The sequence below is a fragment of the Vibrio sp. 99K-1 genome, from assembly GCF_013114585.1.
In the GTDB taxonomy this organism is placed as follows: Bacteria; Pseudomonadota; Gammaproteobacteria; order Enterobacterales; family Vibrionaceae; genus Vibrio; species Vibrio chagasii_B.
On sequence record NZ_VTXF01000033.1, the window covers coordinates 23,307 to 42,752 of the forward strand.

The 19,446-nt window shown below is 45.0% G+C and carries 14 protein-coding genes; 5 read left to right on the forward strand and 9 right to left on the reverse strand.

Features of this window, described 5'->3' with window-relative positions:
• The first annotated feature begins 134 nt into the window (after positions 1-134).
• The 3 genes from argS to F0228_RS21540 all read left to right on the forward strand — a co-directional run bounded on the left by argS (position 135) and on the right by F0228_RS21540 (position 3,306).
• On the forward strand, positions 135-1,868 hold the full coding sequence (gene argS, locus F0228_RS21530; protein ID WP_116871769.1) for an arginine--tRNA ligase: 1,734 nt from the start codon (positions 135-137) through the stop codon (positions 1,866-1,868).
• 344 nt (positions 1,869-2,212) lie between these two features.
• Positions 2,213-2,641 carry an HIT domain-containing protein gene (locus tag F0228_RS21535; RefSeq protein ID WP_171731239.1) on the forward strand — a complete coding sequence of 143 codons (429 nt, stop codon included), beginning with the start codon at positions 2,213-2,215 and terminating at the stop codon, positions 2,639-2,641.
• 137 nt (positions 2,642-2,778) lie between these two features.
• Positions 2,779-3,306 carry a YqhA family protein gene (locus tag F0228_RS21540; RefSeq protein ID WP_008221198.1) on the forward strand — a complete coding sequence of 176 codons (528 nt, stop codon included), beginning with the start codon at positions 2,779-2,781 and terminating at the stop codon, positions 3,304-3,306.
• A 66-nt stretch (positions 3,307-3,372) separates the two neighbouring features.
• Here F0228_RS21540 and F0228_RS21545 read toward each other — a convergent pair whose 3' ends face one another.
• The 5 genes from F0228_RS21545 to znuA all read right to left on the reverse strand — a co-directional run bounded on the left by F0228_RS21545 (position 3,373) and on the right by znuA (position 11,282).
• Positions 3,373-3,603 carry a FeoC-like transcriptional regulator gene (locus tag F0228_RS21545; RefSeq protein WP_105057455.1) on the reverse strand — a complete coding sequence of 77 codons (231 nt, stop codon included), beginning with the start codon at positions 3,601-3,603 and terminating at the stop codon, positions 3,373-3,375.
• Complete coding sequence (gene feoB, locus F0228_RS21550; protein ID WP_216610946.1) at positions 3,600-5,873, reverse strand: Fe(2+) transporter permease subunit FeoB; 2,274 nt, start codon at positions 5,871-5,873, stop codon at positions 3,600-3,602. The genes F0228_RS21545 and feoB overlap by 4 nt, the downstream gene beginning before the upstream one ends.
• Positions 5,874-6,095, reverse strand: a complete 222-nt coding sequence (locus F0228_RS25745) for a FeoA family protein (protein ID WP_004734203.1) — start codon at positions 6,093-6,095, stop codon at positions 5,874-5,876.
• 665 nt (positions 6,096-6,760) lie between these two features.
• Complete coding sequence (locus F0228_RS21555) at positions 6,761-10,123, reverse strand: helix-turn-helix domain-containing protein (protein ID WP_171762739.1); 3,363 nt, start codon at positions 10,121-10,123, stop codon at positions 6,761-6,763.
• 268 nt (positions 10,124-10,391) lie between these two features.
• Positions 10,392-11,282 (reverse strand): zinc ABC transporter substrate-binding protein ZnuA, encoded by an 891-nt coding sequence (gene znuA, locus F0228_RS21560; protein ID WP_171731240.1) that lies wholly within the window; start codon positions 11,280-11,282, stop codon positions 10,392-10,394.
• Between the two features lie 83 nt (positions 11,283-11,365).
• On the opposite strand from znuA, the gene znuC reads away from it, so the two are divergent.
• Together znuC and znuB are read left to right on the forward strand one after the other, a co-directional pair.
• Positions 11,366-12,148, forward strand: a complete 783-nt coding sequence (gene znuC / locus F0228_RS21565; RefSeq protein WP_061034153.1) for a zinc ABC transporter ATP-binding protein ZnuC — start codon at positions 11,366-11,368, stop codon at positions 12,146-12,148.
• Positions 12,148-12,933, forward strand: a complete 786-nt coding sequence (znuB, locus tag F0228_RS21570; protein WP_171731241.1) for a zinc ABC transporter permease subunit ZnuB — start codon at positions 12,148-12,150, stop codon at positions 12,931-12,933. The genes znuC and znuB overlap by 1 nt, the downstream gene beginning before the upstream one ends.
• 134 nt (positions 12,934-13,067) lie before the next feature.
• Here znuB and sucD read toward each other — a convergent pair whose 3' ends face one another.
• From sucD to sucA, 4 genes are all read right to left on the reverse strand, one after another.
• Positions 13,068-13,940 (reverse strand): succinate--CoA ligase subunit alpha, encoded by an 873-nt coding sequence (gene sucD / locus F0228_RS21575; RefSeq protein ID WP_061034155.1) that lies wholly within the window; start codon positions 13,938-13,940, stop codon positions 13,068-13,070.
• Positions 13,940-15,106, reverse strand: a complete 1,167-nt coding sequence (sucC, locus tag F0228_RS21580; RefSeq protein WP_004737918.1) for an ADP-forming succinate--CoA ligase subunit beta — start codon at positions 15,104-15,106, stop codon at positions 13,940-13,942. Before sucC ends, sucD begins: the two co-directional genes overlap by 1 nt.
• A 206-nt stretch (positions 15,107-15,312) precedes the next feature.
• A complete protein-coding gene (gene odhB / locus F0228_RS21585) occupies positions 15,313-16,518 on the reverse strand; it encodes a 2-oxoglutarate dehydrogenase complex dihydrolipoyllysine-residue succinyltransferase (protein WP_061034156.1) in 1,206 nt (401 codons plus the stop codon).
• Positions 16,519-16,539: 21 nt separating this feature from the next.
• On the reverse strand, positions 16,540-19,356 hold the full coding sequence (gene sucA / locus F0228_RS21590) for a 2-oxoglutarate dehydrogenase E1 component (RefSeq protein WP_008221175.1): 2,817 nt from the start codon (positions 19,354-19,356) through the stop codon (positions 16,540-16,542).
• Positions 19,357-19,446 lie beyond the last annotated feature (90 nt).

A 19,446-nucleotide genomic window follows, 5' to 3' on the forward strand; every position in this document is an offset into this window, starting at 1 on the left:
GCCATTTTTGTGAACTTAAACAGTGTCTGTTGTTCATTTCGGCATTAAATCGTTAACTAGACGCATAATTAACCAAGTTTGATGACCTCGAAATAACGGCCACTCTTATCATCCTTGAATTGAAGGAAACGCGTGTGAATATCCAAGCACTTATTAATGACAAAGTATCTCAGGCTCTAGAAGCCGCTGGCGCACCTGCAGGCTCTCCTGCTGCTGTTCGCCAATCTGCAAAACCACAATTTGGTGACTACCAAGCAAACGGCGTAATGGGCGTTGCTAAGCGACTAGGCACTAACCCGCGAGAATTTGCTCAGAAAGTATTGGACGTTCTAAACCTAGACGGTATCGCTTCTAAAGTTGAGATCGCAGGTCCAGGTTTCCTTAACATCTTCCTAGATGAAGCTTTCCTAGCAAAACAAGCAGACGCAGCACTTGCTGACTCTCGCCTTGGTGTTGCGGCAGCTGAAGCACAAACCATTGTTGCTGACTACTCAGCGCCAAACGTTGCAAAAGAAATGCACGTTGGTCACCTACGTTCAACGATCATCGGTGATGCCGTTGTTCGTACACTGGAATTCCTAGGCCACAAAGTTATCCGTGCTAACCACATCGGCGACTGGGGTACTCAATTCGGTATGCTTATCGCAAACCTTGAGCGTGTTCAGGCTGAATCAGGTGAAGTTTCAATGGAGCTTGCTGATCTTGAAGGCTTCTACCGTGAATCTAAAAAGCTTTACGACGAAGACGAAGAGTTCGCAGTTAAAGCACGTGGCTACGTAGTGAAACTACAAAGCGGCGACGAGTTCTGCGCAGAGATGTGGAAGAAGCTTGTTGACGTAACAATGATTCAAAACCAACGCAACTACGATCGTCTAAACGTTTCACTAACACGTGATGACGTAATGGGCGAAAGCATGTACAACCACATGCTTCCAGGTATCGTTGCTGATCTTAAAGAGCAAGGTCTTGCTAAAGAAGATGACGGCGCGCAAGTTGTATTCCTAGACGAATACAAAAACAAAGATGGTGACCCAATGGGCGTTATCATCCAGAAGCGCGACGGCGGTTTCCTTTACACAACAACTGATATTGCCTGTGCAAAATACCGTTTTGAAGAGCTAGGCGCAGACCGCGTTCTTTACTTCATCGACTCTCGTCAGCACCAACACCTAATGCAAGCTTGGACTATCGTTCGTAAAGCAGGTTACATCCCTGAATCTGTTTCTCTTGAGCACCACGCGTTCGGCATGATGCTAGGTAAAGACGGTAAGCCATTCAAGACTCGTGCAGGCGGTACAGTTCGTCTAGCTGATCTTCTTGATGAAGCAGAAGTTCGAGCTGCACAGCTGATCGAATCTAAGAACCCAGAACTAGCAGAAGACGAGAAGAAAGCGATCGCTAACACAGTTGCAATGGCAGCGGTTAAGTACGCAGACCTTTCTAAGCACCGTACTACTGACTACGTGTTCGATTGGGACAACATGCTTGCGTTCGAAGGTAACACAGCACCTTACATGCAATACGCATACACTCGTGTTGCTTCTGTATTTGCGAAAGCTGGCGTTTCTATGGACTCTCTTGAAGGTGAAATCAAAATCACTGAAGAGAAAGAAAAAGCACTTATCGCGAAACTTCTGCAGTTTGAAGAAGCAGTTCAATCTGTTGCTCGTGAAGGTCAACCACACATTATGTGTAGCTACCTATTCGAACTAGCAGGTCAGTTCTCTAGCTTCTACGAAGCATGCCCTATCCTAGTAGCAGAAGACGAAGCGGTTAAACAGAGCCGTCTGAAGCTTGCTGCCCTAACAGCGAAGACAATCAAACAAGGTCTGTCGCTTCTAGGCATCGAGACTCTAGAACGCATGTAAGCGATTCGAGATTCGAGATTCGAGATTCGAGATTCGAGATTCGAGATTCGAGATAATTAGAAAGGTTGACGTGAAAGCGTCAACCTTTTGTTTTATTTGGAGGTTATATTTACTTAACTATCCGCAAACTTCCGTTGCAAGAGATCTCCTACTACGCTCCTTCGTCGCTCTAGGAGATGACGGCAATGAGTGCCGTAAGTCCGAGACAGGATCAATGGCGCGTTCCCCCCCATCCCCTTCATTGATGAGAGAGCGTGATAGGGAATCTGCTGATTGAGATCGTAAGCGCTAGCCACATTCCTATTCCAACCTTATACTCACTAAAACAATTAATTGGAAAGATCATGAGCTTCGAACTTCATCCTCAATTGGCAAAAGACACCACCGTTATTGGCGAATTCCCACTTAGCCTTGCGCTACTGCACAAAGACAACGCTGTGCCTTGGGTTATTCTGGTACCAAAACGTTCCAACCTCAAAGAGCTGCATCACTTACCAATGAAAGAGCAACAGCAGTTCTTACATGAATCTCAAGCAGTGAGCCAAGCACTAGAAGCTACGTTCCAACCGGATAAGCTCAACCTAGGCGCACTAGGTAACATGGTGCCACAACTGCACATCCACCATATCGCACGTTTCAAAGATGATGTGGCATGGCCTGGCCCGGTGTGGGGCAACACCGCAGGCGAACAACGCAGTGAAGAAGAGCAAGCAGCCATCCTAACTCGTATTCAAAATGTGCTGTCACTAAGCTCTATCTTTAAGAAAGCTTAACCTTGTGGCACAGGTGATGCCTCTTAGCTAGGCATCACCATTATTACCAATGTGTAATAATAATTCACAAAAATACCCCATTATCACAACACAGGCTCCCACGTATACTCTCTTGCACACAATATAGAGAGAGCATCATGAAACAAACCTTCAACCTATTTCGTCATATCAGCTGGATCGCCATCATCTGTTCTATGCTTGCTTCCCTACTCTTATTCTTTATGGGAGCAACCAAGACTTACTCTGCTTTTGCGATCTTCATGCTCAATCAGGTACCGCCAGAATCGCTCGCGCATTTAGACACAACAGATATCGCGATCTCTTACTTGATTAAGTCTCTGGATACGTTTTTGATTGCTTTTGTACTCTTCATCTTTTCTCACGGTGTGTTCACTTTATTCATCTCGGATAAAAGCCATGCCGCGAAAAGTGACCAACAAGTCAATAAAAGCAAAGTACTTAGCTGGATAAAAACACCCAACATTGGCCACCTGAAAAACATTTTGGCTGAAGTGATTATCATCATTCTCTTCGTGAAATTTTTGGAGCTTGTGCTCGTCAACTTCGACAGCATTGGGTGGGACATATTGGTTCTTCCAGTATCCATATTGTTACTGAGTATCGGCCTTAAAGTTCTTGGATTAGGTGAAACCAAAGAGTCTTAAGTTGTTAAACACAAACAAAAAAACCGCAGCTCATAGGCTGCGGTTTTTTATTAGATATTGACCGAACTACATCATCACATTCAGCGACAGACCATCTTGTTTGCAGATGGTGTAGCGAACACGCGTCGTATGACCATGTTTGTTAGTGTCGACCAAACGAGATACTTTGCCCTTCTTGACCCACACGCTCAACATCGCATCCACGCCATCTTCACTCATACCAAATTTCGCTGCAATCTCTTTACGAGCTGCGAAACCTTGGCTATCTATGTACTGATGAAGTTCAGTTAAAATCATACCACTTGCACCTCTAATGCTTTTTGCTTGCTGCCAACCTTCTTGAATACACGGTAGGTGATCACAAAGCCACCAGCAATCGCGACCATCCACACTGCACTTGTCACAGGGTGCGCTGCAAAGTTTGCCGCTTGGTAGTAGAAAGTTGCACCAAAGTAGCCAAGCGCCATTGTCCAAACCGCAATAAAGCGTGCAAACATTTGACCAAATTCACGAACATAAGCACCCATTGCTGCCACACAAGGTGTGTAAAGCAAGATAAGGATTAAATAAGCAAACGCAGCGTGACCAGAAACAAATTTGTCTTTCAGGTTACCAAAGATAGACGAGTCAACCTCTTGCTCTTCAGCAACAGCGCCTGAATCGCTTAGGTCACCAACTTCAATACCTAGAGGATCCGAGTAGCTCAAGCCTGATAGGTTTTCAGGGATCGTCATCACCGCTTCTTGTAAGCTCGCCGCCAAATCAAACTCAGCAGCTTCTTCATCAGAAGGCGTTGTGTAAAGGCTGTTCAAGGTACCCACTACCGCTTCTTTCGCGAAGATACCAGTAATGATACCTACCGTTGCTGGCCAGTTTTCTTCTGTAATACCAATTGGTTGGAATACAGGAGTCACAACTTGAGCTGCCTTAGAAAGTACTGAATTTTCGCTGTCTTCGTTACCGAAACTGCCATCCATACCTAGAGAGTTCAAGAAGCTTAAGATTGCCACCACAACCACAATCGTTTTACCGGCACCAAGCACGAAGCGCTTCAGTTTCTGCCATGTTTTCAGCATCACGTTTTGTACGGTTGGCAACTCGTAGTCTGGCATCTCCATCACCAAGCTATCGCTGCTACCTGGGTAGATCGTGTTTTTAAGGAACAAGCCAGTAAATACAGACGCTAGAATACCCATGATGTACAAAGCAAATACTACGTTTTGGCCCGCACCAGGGAAGAACGCCGCTGCAAACAGTGCGTATACCGGTAGACGAGCACCACATGACATAAATGGTGCCATCGATGCAGCTAGCTTACGCTCACGCTCTTGGTCAAGCGTACGAGTTGCCATGATTGACGGTACGTTACAGCCAAAACCAAGAACTAACGGTACAAATGCTTTGCCCGGAAGACCAATCTTTTGCATCACTTTATCAAGTACAAACGCAGCACGCGCCATGTAGCCTGAACTTTCAAGTACCGCTAAGAACAAGTAAAGCGCCGCGATAACAGGAATAAAGGTTGCAACAGTTTGAATACCACCACCGATACCATCTGCAAGAATAGTAACCAGCCAAACTGGTAGGTGTCCGTCTAATAAATGGTGCCCACCATCAACCAATATTGCACCAACACCAATATCAAAGAAGTCGATGAACGCACTACCAATATTGATAGAGAACATGAACATTAGGTACATAATGACAAAGAAGAAAGGGATACCGACCCATTTGTTCAGAATGAATTGGTCAGCTTTCTCTGTGAAGTTACGGCTTAGCTTACCTTCGCTGCGACGCACACGCTTGCACAAGTCGTGTAAGAAGGTGTATTTCGCGTCGGCTACCGCAAGGTCGATATCAAACTCGGCGCCAAGACGGACATTATCAATTTGAGTACGTGTTTGCGGAGCTAATCCGTTTAGCACCAAGTAATCATTTTCTAGCGCACGAATCGCAAGCGCTCGGTGAGAAACATCAGCATCATCAAAGTGTGATTCAACAGAAGGAATAAGTGCTTCTAATGCGTCGTCATAGTTAATAGAGATAGGATCAAGGCTAACACCTTGGACAAGAAGCTTATGCAGGCGCTCTTTGAAGCGAGCCACTTGGCCTTTATCGTTCGCAGACAAACTAAGAACCGGACAACCTAGCTCTTTCTCCAGCGCTTTCAGGTTAATCACCTGACGCTCACGCTTTAATACATCCATTTTATTCAATACCACGATCATTGGGCGACCCAACTCTCGCAATTGCAATGTCATGTATAAGCTTCGTTCTAAACAACTTGCATCAACAACATTAATGATCACGTCAGCAGGGTGAGTCAGAACAGCTCGCGACGCGATAGATTCATCAATACTATTTGCATCATTACCACTATCTAGTGCGTAGATACCAGGCAAGTCAGTTAGCTGAAATTGGTCACCCGCATGTGAATAGACACCCGTTTTCTTTTCAACGGTTACGCCTACCCAGTTACCAACATGCTGCTTCGCACCTGTTAGTGCATTGAATAACGTTGTTTTGCCACTATTCGGGTTACCAACGGTAAGAACTTGATAATCCATTTAGATAACCTCGATTTGTTCTGCGATGCTTTCACGAATGGCGATAGAGACACCTCTCACCTCAACTTGAAGCGGGTCACCCATCGGTGCGCGGCGGATTAGTGTTACCTCTGTTTTTGGCAACATACCCATGACCATGAGTTTTTTTCTAACGTCTGGTGTTAGACCAGTTAGCGCAACTATAGAAGCCGCTTTTCCTTGCTCTAGTTGTGAGAGTTTCATATATACCCAACTTCGTGACTGATAATGAGAAAGATTGTTATTAACACCATGATACACATACATGACCACAATTCTATTGTGTGAAATCAATGTTTTCGAAAATACATACTCGTAAATTTCGTTAAAAACGTTTACGTCAAAACCGTTACTTTCAACAACTAGTGAGAACTACCTCACTAGTACATCACAATCAAAAACCCAACAACTCATTAGATATCAATAACTTATAAAAATGTCGCTTTTCTCATAGCCTTCTGTCGTTAATTTTATAAGTAAAATAAGTCACTAATCGTATAGTTACTCCATCGAAGAGAAACTCCTTCTCTTTAATTTAATTCCAGAGGTGATGTGGCTTGCCATATCACTCCGGCAGCAAGCGAAGGTGTCATTGGCACCCGTGGTATAGTCCCCCCGGCTATACCACGATATTTTTTTTTCTTATCTCCCTCAACAAAACCATACTCAAACAACTCAATCGTAAATACCCCAATTATCTCGTATCTCGTATCTCGTATCTCGTATCTCGTATCTCGTATCTCGTATCTCGTATCTCGTATCTCGTATCTCGTATCTCGTATCTCGTATCTCGTATCTCACACGAATGTCGAGGCTTCAATAAAACTATCTGTCGTTAACGTAAGGCTGGCTGGTTAATATTGTTCGCTCTAGTCTTCACTGTTTTCTGCAAACTTAGATGGAGACATACCAAAGTGATGTTTGAACCTTTGGCTGAAATAAGACGGGTCATTAAAGCCAGAGTCAAAAGCAACGTCTGATATCTTCTCTCCCGCGAGCAACCGCTCACACGCATGCTCCAAGCGAACCTCATTCAAATGTTCTTTAAAGGTCTTGTTATAAGCCATCTTAAAGCGCCTTTGTAAGCTTCTCTCAGACATAAATAGATACTTAGCAGCAGTAGCAGTACCAAACTCAGCATCAGCGTAGTGCTCACTAACAAGCTGAGACACTCGGTTCTTCCACTCTTGCTCTGCACTAAGCTTTAACTGCTCAGGTGAGGTATTAGCGAGCTTAATAGTCTCAATCTGCTCTATTGTATTGGTTTCGAGATTATCTAATACCTGATAGTCGATTGGCCAAGTAAGCTGAACCTTATTTTGAGAATCCGACACAAAGGCATTGATTTCACCACCGCTCTGATTCATCAGCAACGGCAACTTTTCTATGTTTAAGTCGGTCGACTTACCACTGTTGTCACTAATACTGGAAGTTAACTTAGGGAAAGGCATGCCATGATCTAAAATGGTAACGACTAGGTGTTCTTTCAGCTCCTCCACCATGACCACCATACTCTGCGACTTAAAGTTACGCTTGATGATGCTCGCGATCAGGCTATTGAAGATAATATCGAGATTAAAATACAGTAAAGAGACATGTCTGTGCTTAGTATCTACCTTTATTTCTAGCTCAATGCCAGCCTTGGCTAAGTCTTCCTGCCACGCCTTAAGCACCGACTCCAAGATTAAGATCATATCGTAACCAACGGCGCCACCACCTTGACGGCTATTGCTCAATTGAGCCAAACCATTCTTTAACGCAAGAATCGGCGATTTACCTTGTTCATCACTCCAATTAGGGAGCATGGCTGCAACTTGGTTAACCTCTGAAGAGAGTTCGTCGGCTGTATGAGACACAAGCGCATTCTTAACCGATAACTGCTTCTTAAGTTGCTGATTAGTCGTCAGTAGTATCCTACTTTGGTGCCTCAACTGATCAGTTTTCAAAGCTACTTGTGCTTTAAGATGTCTGTTGGCAAAAGTGACGTAACGCGAACGCCAAAAAACCAAAATGGTGACCACACAAATCAGTAAGATAAGAGAGCTCGCAGCAGCCCAATTACTGAGATACCAAGGTTCCGCTATAGAGAAGCTTTGATTGGTTGAGACAAAACGATAGTGTGAATCCTTTACCGGCTTCACTTCGAGCGTATAATCCCCCGGAAGCAAGTGGTCGAGTGTTAATAAGCCACCTTCAAACTCACTCCAAGGTTCATCATCATTGAGTCGATACTCCATCGCAGGGGCAAATGTAGCAGGCAAAATGCCTAGCTTAAAGCCAATCGATGAACCATAAGGGATCTCGGCTAAATCCGCGGTCTTCCCACCCAATGATACGGTCTTTTGGTTAACACTTATCTTACTCAGCAATGCTCGGCTATGAGGCGTGGTAGATACCAACAACTCATTAGACAATGCACTCACCACACCATACTTGGAACCTAAAACTAACCGTGAGGATTGATTCTCCTCACTATAAAAGAGTTCACATGCACCGGCCGCCAATTCATTGGTGATCAAACCAAATGGTGAACCTATGTGCTTGTGCAGCTGACCATCCAGTCCATAATAGCTAAGTCCTTTTGAAGACCCCAACCACACACCATTCTCATCGCTAATCAGACAACTCGGACTGATATTCTCTTCAACTAAGGCGATCTCTTCTATCATCGAACCATCGTAAGGGATCCGATAAACGCCATAACTACCCGCAAACCACTGAGAGCCATCATTGGCTTTTTCTATATCAACCACTTTGCCAAATCGTTCGCTGGAACGACTAAAGCTGATCCGTTTATCAACAAAGGAATAGAAGCCATGGTCGGTGCCGATGTAGACGCGACCTTGTAAACCAATATTTAGATCTGTAATTTTTGCTGGCAGGAACTTATCCACCAACCAATCCATTCCGTAGCCCGTAAGCTCCATATGGTCGATCGATAATGAATAGAGACTTTGACCAGAGGTCATCCAAAGGGTGTTATCACCTTGAAGGGCAAAATTCTCGATGTGGACGCCTTCAATGGCTCTTGGCAAATTCAGCGCTTCAAACTCCAACGTCTCGGTATTGAAGCTTATAATCCCTTCTTCGGTCGCCAACCAAATTGACGTACCAAAAATCTGAAAGTCCTGTACTGGTTTTTGATATACGCGCCTAGGCCTCTCTTCAGTTTCAGAATCAACGAGGTAGAGGCCCATCGAAGATGCCACCCAAGATAGATGCTCACCGATTGGCTCAACTTTATTGATCACCATACTGCTGGAGTGCATGCCCATTCCGGTGAGTGGCGTTCTTGAGAATGTCTTACTAAACAAAGAAAAATACCGAATACCGTTGTTGGTCGCGACCCACATCCCACCAGCATGATCGTTAATTAATGAGTAAATCTTCTCTCCCGGTAACGAAAAGTCTTGGTTAGCAGCTTGTTCAAAACGAGTGATTTCGCCAGTAATAAAGTTGTAGCTAATCAAGCCGTGCTCAGTACCAATCCAATATTGATTCGTGGTTTCAGCAACAGAGAGCACATGCGAGCCACTGATCTTGGTCTCTTTCTCAGAATTAGCCAAATCAACAATCACAACACCATTTAATGTACCAATCAGTAATTCACGTCGCGCATTCGAAAAGTATACGGTCTCGATGTAGTGTTTATCAGAGGCAGCAACATGGGTAAATTCTTGATTTTCTGATAGGTAAGTGCCGGAACTGGTTGCCAGTACCCATTTTGATAATACCCACTCAGCATCATTAATCGTAATGTCGCTGCTGTTGTTGTATCGGTACAATTTGAGAAGTGAATAGGTATTAAATTCTAACGACTGAGTGTTATAGGTGTAGAAGTTATTGCCGTCGGTCACCCAGATGTAATTGTCAGACGCACCAATATTGGTTATCTCTGAACCAGGGCTAAGGCTAAATGCGAGCTCGTTACCAAGCCCAGGAGTATGTCGATATACCTCATTATCAAAAAACGTCCAAAACTCATCGTTCAGGAAAGCAACGCGTTCCGATGAGAACTGTAGCAGACTGCCTTTTCGTGGTAGCAAAGCTCGACCATCGTAAAACAGGACTTTTCCATGCACATCATGGATCCAAAGCCCACCACCAGCGCCTAGATAAAGATTTTTAGCCGCGAGAAAATTCCCTTGCGCTTGAACAGGCAAAGGATAAAAGACAGACGGTGATGTATTTAACGCAAGAGCGCTAAATGAAATGCTCATTAGCATGAACATTCGGAAGACAATTCGATACAACTTCTAATCCTGAACAGCAACAACGTATGAAGTTTCGGCTACCGCAATGTCTTAACCTGCTCGACCAGAAACTGAGTTTTTTTGTGATTATTATTATCTTTCCATTTTAGCGGAAATCTACGAAGGAGAAAGAAGGTTTATTGTTTGTTGAAAGGTTTTATCTTAGCGGTCACGAAAATGCCGCAAAAAGCGGCATTATTTATAATCATATCGAGAGCAAAGTGGAGTAAAGGTTACTCACTATTGATTACTTTGCGTTTAGGCAGCTTGTGTAACTATCGGTAAGTTGCTGAAGAAAATCGAAATAACTTCCACTCTTTACTTCAACTGTAGAACCTATTGGGTCCAATTGACCTTGTTTCGCATTACTTCCACGAGTCACTGATTCAATTACAGCCGGTGTAAATTGAGGCTCAGAAAATACACATTGAACGTTTTCACGTACTATCGTTTTCTTAATCGCAATCAAGCTTTTTGCACCCGGTTTACGCTCTGGGCTCACGGTGAAATGACCCAAGTTATTTAGGCCAAATTCTTCTTCATAGTAACCATATGCATCGTGGAAAACGTAGTAGCCTTTGTCTTTCACCGGAGCAAGTTGCTCACGAATAGACTGCTGCTTCTCTTTCAATGCAATCAGGAATGAATCGAGATTTTCTTGATATGCCATTGCATTGTCTGGGTCAGTTTCAATGAGCTTGTCTGAAATGTATTTCGCAGCAACTGCAACCTGATCGATCCCCAACCAAAAATGCGGGTCGTGGCTGCCGTGGTGGTGACCTTCATGCGCGTCATGGTCATGCTCATCGTGGCCGAACTCTCGTAAGTTGATACCAGGGATTTTACCGATTTCGATAACGTTATCATTCGATTCAATCACCTTAGTCAGAAACGCTTCTAAATCAGGACCAAACCAAACAACCATGTCTGCACCGTGAACTTTTTTGACATCAGACGGTTTAAGCGCATAATCGTGCGGCGAAGCATTGCTGTTCATCAACACATCCGGTTCACTAACGCCTTGCGTTAATTCTGTCACAATCATTTGAATTGGTTTGAAGCTTGTTAGAATGGTATTAGCACTTGCAACACTTGGCGCTAAAAGCAAAGTAGCAAGTATATAAGATGAACGTGACATAATTCCTCGATAATAGAAAAGTAGCTTAGGCTTGAGGTAAATGTTACATTATAACATTAGCGAATTGCAAATGAGTTCTATTCATGGATAACTTAATCCAACTAGATTCTGTGAGCGTCGAGTTTGACGGTCGAAAAGTCCTAGACAATATCTCTCTAAATTTAGAGCGTGGCAGAATCACTACCCTAATTGGGCCAAACGGTGCGGGAAAATCAACCCTAGTAAAAGTACTACTTGGGCTCCAACACAAATACTCTGGAAAGATTACCAAATCAAAAAAACTAAAAATTGGTTATGTTCCTCAAAAGCTAAAGCTGAATGATTCTCTGCCTCTCAATGTAGAGCGTTTCCTTAAGCTCACCGGTAGATTCAGTAAACAAGAGATCTTGGAAGCTCTAAAACTCGTTGGCGCTGAGCATCTGATGAAAAGCAACATGCATCAGCTATCAGGTGGTGAAAACCAACGCGTACTAATTGCTCGTTCTCTCTTGAGAAGGCCAGACCTATTGGTTCTTGATGAACCTGCACAAGGCGTAGATGTACAAGGTCAAATCGATCTCTACGAACTGATTGATTCTATTCGTCACCGCTTTGGCTGTGCAGTCTTTATGGTTTCACACGACTTACATTTAGTGATGGCAAAAACAGACGACGTGATCTGTTTACACCACCACATCTGCTGCTCTGGTGCACCCGCTGATATTAAGCATCATCCTTCTTATATCGCTCTATTTGGTACTGCGGTTCAAGAAAGTTTGGCGTTCTATCATCACCAACATGACCATCATCACCATGACTTAGCAGGCCAACCTGTATCTGGAGATGTGCACGACTGTTCTAACCATAAACACGGACATCACCACTAATGCTTGAGTTTCTTTTACCTTCTATCCTCGCAGGCTTAGGCATCGCGCTTATTGCTGGTCCACTGGGGTCGTTCGTAGTGTGGCGTAAGATGGCGTACTTTGGCGACACATTGGCTCACGCCTCTTTAATGGGTTTAGCGCTTGGTTTCCTGTTCAATATTAACTTGTACTTCGCGCTGCTGATTTGCTGCTTAATGTTGGCTGTATTACTCGTGACCTTACAAAAGCAAAAGCTGGTCGCGACCGATACGTTGCTCGGCATATTAGCCCACAGTGCACTCTCGCTCGGCTTGGTTGCTGTTAGCTTCTTAGATAACGTTCGTGTTGATCTAATGAGTTACCTATTCGGTGACCTGCTTGCCGTTTCTCCCACTGATTTAGTGTTCATCTATGCAGGCGCTAGTGTTATTGGTTTAGTGTTGGCTATCTTCTGGCGGCCACTGCTATCAACAACAGTGAACGAAGATCTTGCGGCGGTTGATGGCATCAACATTGATTTAATGCGCCTGATTCTAATGCTACTGGTCGGCATCGTGATTGCGGTTGGTATGAAGTTTGTTGGGGCGTTGATCATGACATCACTGCTGATTATCCCTGCTGCAACAGCAAGAAAGTTCTCAAGTACACCTGAACAAATGACGTTGCTCGCTTCGATTATTGGCTCTATCGCAGTATGTGGTGGGTTGAGCCTATCTTGGTTCTACGACACACCAGCAGGCCCATCTGTTGTGATCAGTGCTGCTGCAATGTTTATGTTATCTCAGATGGTGAAAACCCGAGCGTAGTCATACGGTTCGTATCTCGTATCTCGTATCTCGTATCTCGTATCTCGTATCTCGTATCTCGTATCATTGAAAGCATACAAAAAAGGCTTGGTCATCGACCAAGCCTTTCTATTATTCATCGCTTAACGCGCTGATTACCAACCAGTAATCTCACGTAAACCTTTACCGATGTCAGCAAGAGACTTAACTGTCTTAACGCCTGCTGCTTCTAGTGCTGCGAATTTGTCTTCAGCAGTACCTTTACCGCCAGAGATGATTGCGCCAGCGTGGCCCATACGTTTACCTGGAGGAGCTGTAACACCTGCAATGTAAGAAACAACTGGCTTAGTTACGTTCGCTTTAATGAACGCTGCCGCTTCTTCTTCCGCAGTACCACCGATCTCACCAATCATTACGATTGCTTCAGTCTCAGGGTCTTCTTGGAACAGTTTTAGGATATCAATGAAGTTTGAACCAGGGATTGGGTCACCACCGATACCAACACATGTAGACTGACCGAAGCCTTCATCTGTTGTTTGTTTAACTGCTTCGTAAGTAAGAGTACCTGAACGAGATACGATACCTACTTTACCTTTCTTGTGGATGTGACCAGGCATGATACCAATCTTACACTCGTCTGGAGTGATAAGACCTGGACAGTTAGGACCGATCATGCGAACGCCAGTTTCTTCTAGCTTCACTTTAACGTCGATCATGTCTGTTGTTGGGATACCTTCAGTGATCGTTACGATCAGTTCGATACCTGCATCAATCGCTTCTAGGATTGCGTCTTTACAGAAAGGTGCTGGTACGTAGATAACCGTTGCTGTTGCGCCTGTTACTTCTACTGCTTCGCGTACAGTGTTGAATACTGGAAGACCAAGGTGAGTTTGACCACCTTTACCAGGAGATACACCACCAACCATTTGCGTACCGTATGCGATAGCTTGCTCTGAGTGGAATGTACCTTGACCGCCAGTGAAACCCTGACAGATTACTTTAGTGTCTTTGTTAATTAATACAGACATTATTTCGCCTCCGCAGCAGCAACAACTTTCTGAGCAGCATCTGTTAGAGATTCAGCTGCAATGATATCAACGTCAGAATTAGCAAGTACTTCGCGACCTAGGTCTGCGTTTGTACCTTCTAGACGAACAACAACAGGTACTGTTACGCCTACTTCTTTAACCGCACCGATAATACCTTCAGCGATCATGTCACAACGTACGATGCCACCGAAGATGTTTACTAGTACTGCGCTAACATTGTCATCAGAAAGGATGATCTTGAATGCTTCAGCTACACGCTCTTTAGTTGCGCCGCCGCCTACATCAAGGAAGTTTGCTGGTTTGCCGCCGTGTAGGTTAACGATATCCATCGTACCCATCGCAAGGCCTGCACCGTTAACCATACAGCCAACGTTACCATCTAGTGCTACGTAGTTTAGTTCCCACTGTGCTGCGTGTGCTTCGCGCTCATCTTCTTGAGATGGATCGTGCATTTCACGCAGTTTAGGTTGACGGTACATCGCGTTTGAGTCGATGTTGATCTTGCCGTCTAGACAAAGAAGGTTGCCTTCACCAGTGATAACAAGTGGGTTAATTTCCAGTAGAGCTAGATCGTACTGAGCGAACATTTCACCAAGACCCATGAAGATCTTAACGAACTGTTTGATTTGGTCGCCAACTAGACCAAGTTTGAATGCTAGTTCACGGCCTTGGTAAGCTTGAGGGCCTACTAGAGGATCGATCGCAGATTGGTGAATCAACTCTGGAGTTTCTTCAGCGATTTTCTCGATGTCCACACCGCCTTCAGTTGACGCCATGAATACAATTTTACGAGTTGCGCGGTCAACAACAGCACCTAGGTAAAGTTCGTTAGCGATGTTTGACGCTTCTTCAACTAGGATCTTAGTTACAGGCTGACCATTAGCGTCTGTTTGGTAAGTCACTAGGTTTTTACCTAGCCACTTTTGTGCAAACTCTTTAACGCCTTCTTTTGTGTCGTGTAGCTCTACGCCACCCGCTTTACCGCGGCCACCAGCGTGTACTTGACACTTAACGACTTTTTTCTCAGTTGAGATACGGCCAGCAGCTTCGAAAGCTTCTTGTGCAGTATCACATGCGAAACCTTCTGGTACAGGCAAACCGAATTCTGCAAACAGCTGTTTGGCTTGGTATTCATGCAAATTCATTTTGATATTCCGTTTATTTTCCCTTAAGGGATTATTATTTCCATAACGACACAGTTTCCTGTGTTACGTCTGTAGGGTCTTCTCAAATCAACTGCTGTCCATTTTGTAATGGCTTGGCAGTTCAAGTGAAGGCCAGACGTTGAGCAGCCTAGCCTTTGAAACTTTTTACGTCTAGCTAACAGGGCTAACTAGACGTTTTAGCGATACTAAACGTCTAATAGCAGACGTGCAGGATCTTCTAGTAGCTCTTTGATGGTCACTAGGAAGCCAACTGATTCACGGCCATCGATTAGACGGTGGTCGTAAGAAAGCGCTAGGTACATCATTGGTAGAATTTCTACTTTGCCATCAACTGCCATTGGACGTTCTTGGATTTTGTGCATACCCAAGATAGCCGCTTGTGGTGGGTTGATAATTGGCGTAGACATTAGAGAGCCGAATACACCACCGTTTGTGATAGTGAAGTTACCACCCATTAGCTCATCAACAGTTAGCTTGCCGTCACGGCCTTTGATCGCTAACTCTTTGATGCCTTTTTCGATGTCAGCGAAACCTAGCGTGTCACAGTCTTTCAGTACTGGAGTCACTAGACCACGTGGCGTAGATACCGCCATGCTGATGTCGAAGTAGTTGTGGTAAACGATATCATCACCATCGATAGATGCGTTTACTTCTGGGTAACGCTTAAGCGCTTCAGTTACCGCTTTCACGTAGAAAGACATGAAGCCAAGACGCGTATCGTGACGCTTCTCGAATTGGTCTTTGTACTGCTTACGAAGGTCCATGATTGGCTTCATGTTTACTTCGTTGAAAGTCGTTAGCATTGCTGTGCTGTTCTTCGCTTCTAGAAGTCGGTTAGCTACTGTCTTACGTAGGCGAGTCATAGGTACGCGCTTCTGGCTACGAGCTGCCGCTGGCGCTTCAACCGCTGGTGCAGCTGCTGCCGGCGCCGCTTTCGCTGCCGCTAGGTGTGCGTCGATGTCTTCACGAGTAATACGACCACCAACACCAGTGCCTTTCACGTCAGCTGGTTGTAGGTTGTGTTCAGCTAGAAGACGACGAACAGCTGGGCTCAGTGCGTCGTTGCTCTCTTCTGTAAGCGCTGCTTTATGGCGTTTGTCAGGAGATGCTTCTGTGTCTTCAGTGGTATCTGTTGTTGGTTCACCTGCAACCGCGCCAGGCTTCAACTTAGCGATAAGCTGCTTAGAAAGTACCGTAGCACCCTCGTCTTCGATGATAGCTTCCAGAACACCCGCTTCAGGCGCAGGTACTTCTAGAACTACTTTGTCTGTTTCGATATCTACAATGACTTCATCACGTGCAACCGCTTCGCCTGGTTTTTTGTGCCAAGTCGCAACTGTTGCATCAGCCACAGATTCAGGTAAATCTGGAACCAGAATTTCAATTGTCATGTCTGTATTTTCCTTTTACTTCTAGTTCTTTGGTAGGGTCAGAGCGTCATCTACTAACGCTTTTTGTTGTTTCAAGTGTACCGACATATAGCCTACAGCTGGTGATGCTGATGCAGGACGACCTGCGTATTGAATATCAGCGCCTACTGGGATAGCAGCTCGGAAGTTGTGTTGGCTGCTGTACCAAGCACCTTGGTTCTGAGGCTCTTCTTGACACCAAACGTAATCAACGACATTTGTGTATTGTGCAATTGCAGCGCGAACATCCTCGTAAGGGAATGGGTATAGCTGCTCAATACGAACAATAGCAACGTCGTCTTGCTCGTTCTTACGTCTTTGGTCAAGTAGGTCGAAGTAAACCTTACCTGAACAGAATACGACGCGTTTTACGTTCTCAGGAGCGATATCGTCAATCTCTGCGATAGCTGGTTGGAACGTACCTTCTGCTAGGTCTTCTAGAGAAGACGTACACAGCGGGTGACGAAGCAATGACTTAGGTGACATTACAATCAGAGGACGACGCATTGGTCGAACTACCTGACGACGAATCATGTGGTAAACCTGAGCTGGTGTTGAAGGAACAACAACCTGCATGTTTTGTTCAGCACACAATTGAAGGTAACGCTCAAGACGCGCAGAAGAGTGCTCTGGGCCTTGGCCTTCATAGCCGTGAGGAAGCAGCATAGTCAAGCCACATAGACGTGCCCACTTTTGCTCACCTGACGAAATAAATTGGTCGATAACCACTTGCGCACCGTTTGCGAAATCACCAAATTGTGCTTCCCAAAGGGTTAGACCGCTTGGCTCTGCTGTTGCGTAACCATACTCGAACGCTAACACTGCTTCTTCAGACAATACCGAGTCAAATACTTGGAATGGACCCTGCTTATCATGAATGTTCGCAAGAGGAACATACGTGCTTGCATCTGATTGGTTGTGCAGTACTGAGTGACGGTGGAAGAAGGTACCACGGCCTGAATCTTGGCCAGAGATACGAATACGCTTGCCATCGTCAACAAGTGTTGCGTACGCCAGAGTTTCAGCCATACCCCAATCGACTTGTTTCTCACCATTCACCATGGCAGTACGATCGTTGTACAGTTTATTTACTCGGCTTTGCAGTTTGTGGCTCTCTGGGTATTGGCAAATCTTAGTACCAAGGTCTTTTAGACGCTCAATATCAACTTTGTTGTCCCAATCAATATTCCAGTCGTGACCTAGGTAAGGAGACCAGTCTACAGAGTGAAGTGCCATTGGGCGCCACTCTTTAACCACAACTTCACCGTGATCAAGTGCGTCACGATATTCGTTAACCAGCTGAGTTGCCGTATCAATACCAAACTCACCGCGCTCCATTAGCACGTCAGCGTAAAGCTTACGTGGTGTTGGGTGCTTCTTGATTTTTTGGTACATCAAAGGCTGAGTTGCGTTCGGCTCATCGGCTTCGTTGTGACCGTGGCGACGGTAACAAACTAGGTCGATAACAACATCACGTTTGAAAGTATTACGGTAATCCAGTGCTAAGCGAGCAACAAAAGCAACCGCTTCTGGATCATCAGCATTAACGTGGAAAATCGGAGCCTGTACCATCTTAGCGATATCGGTACAGTACATCGTAGAGCGTGTGTCGCGAGGGTTAGACGTTGTAAAACCAACTTGGTTATTTACAACGATACGAACCGTACCACCTACACAGAAACCACGAGCTTGAGACATGTTAAACGTCTCTTGCACAACACCCTGACCAGCGATTGCTGAGTCACCGTGAATAGTGATTGGCAGTACACGGCTACCATCAGTATCACCTAGGCGATCTTGACGTGCACGTACTGAACCGATAACCACTGGGTTTACGATTTCTAAGTGTGATGGGTTAAATGCTAGTGCTAAGTGAACGTTGCCACCTGGTGTCGCGAAATCCGCAGAGAAACCTTGGTGGTATTTAACATCACCAGTACCCCACGTTTCGTCGTGCTTACCCGCGAACTCGTCAAACAGGTCTTGCGGTTTTTTACCAAGCACGTTAACCAACATGTTTAGACGACCACGGTGAGCCATACCAACAACGACTTCACGCATGCCTTGTCCACCAGCATGACGAATGATCTCTTTCGTCATTGGGATAAGTGCATCACCACCTTCCAACGAGAAACGTTTCGCGCCTGGGAATTTCGCACCAAGATAGCGCTCAAGACCTTCAGCAGCGGTTAGCTCTTCTAGGAAAGCTTGCTTTTCTTCTTTGTTGAAAGAGGGTTGACCAGACACAGACTCTAAACGTTGTTGAATCCAACGTTTTTGCTCTGTATTAGTCATGTGCATGTATTCAGCACCAATTGAACCACAATAGGTTTGCTTTAGAGATTTGTGTAAATCTTTAAGCACCATCGTCTCTTGGCCAATCGCGTAAGAGCCGACGTTAAACGTCTCATTGAGGTCTTCTTCGGTAAGAGTGTGGAAAGAAGGGTCCAGTTCATCAACTGTCGCTCTCTTCCATAAACCTAGGGGGTCTAGATTTGCTGCTTGATGCCCTCGGAATCGATAAGCATTAATCAGTTGCAGAACTTTTACTTGTTTCGCATCGACATCTGGATCACTAACTTGGACACTGTAATGCTTTGTTTCTTGAGCGAGTCGACGGAAGTATTCACGAACACGAGAATGTGGTTGTTCCACCGCTTCTGAAGCTTGCACAGGCAATTCTTCAAAAACACTTCTCCATTCGTCACTTACCGAATCGGGGTCACTTAGATACAGTTCATAGAGTTCTTCTACGTACGTTGCATTGGCGCCAGCCAAGTGTGAAGACTCGAGCCATGCCTTCATCACGCCGTTGTGCATATTTTCCCTTAACCAGTAGTTTTCACGTTTGCTGCGGTCTATGCCGAGCTATTAAAAGGCCGCCCCAAAACTTCTAGGGCGGCAATTTTT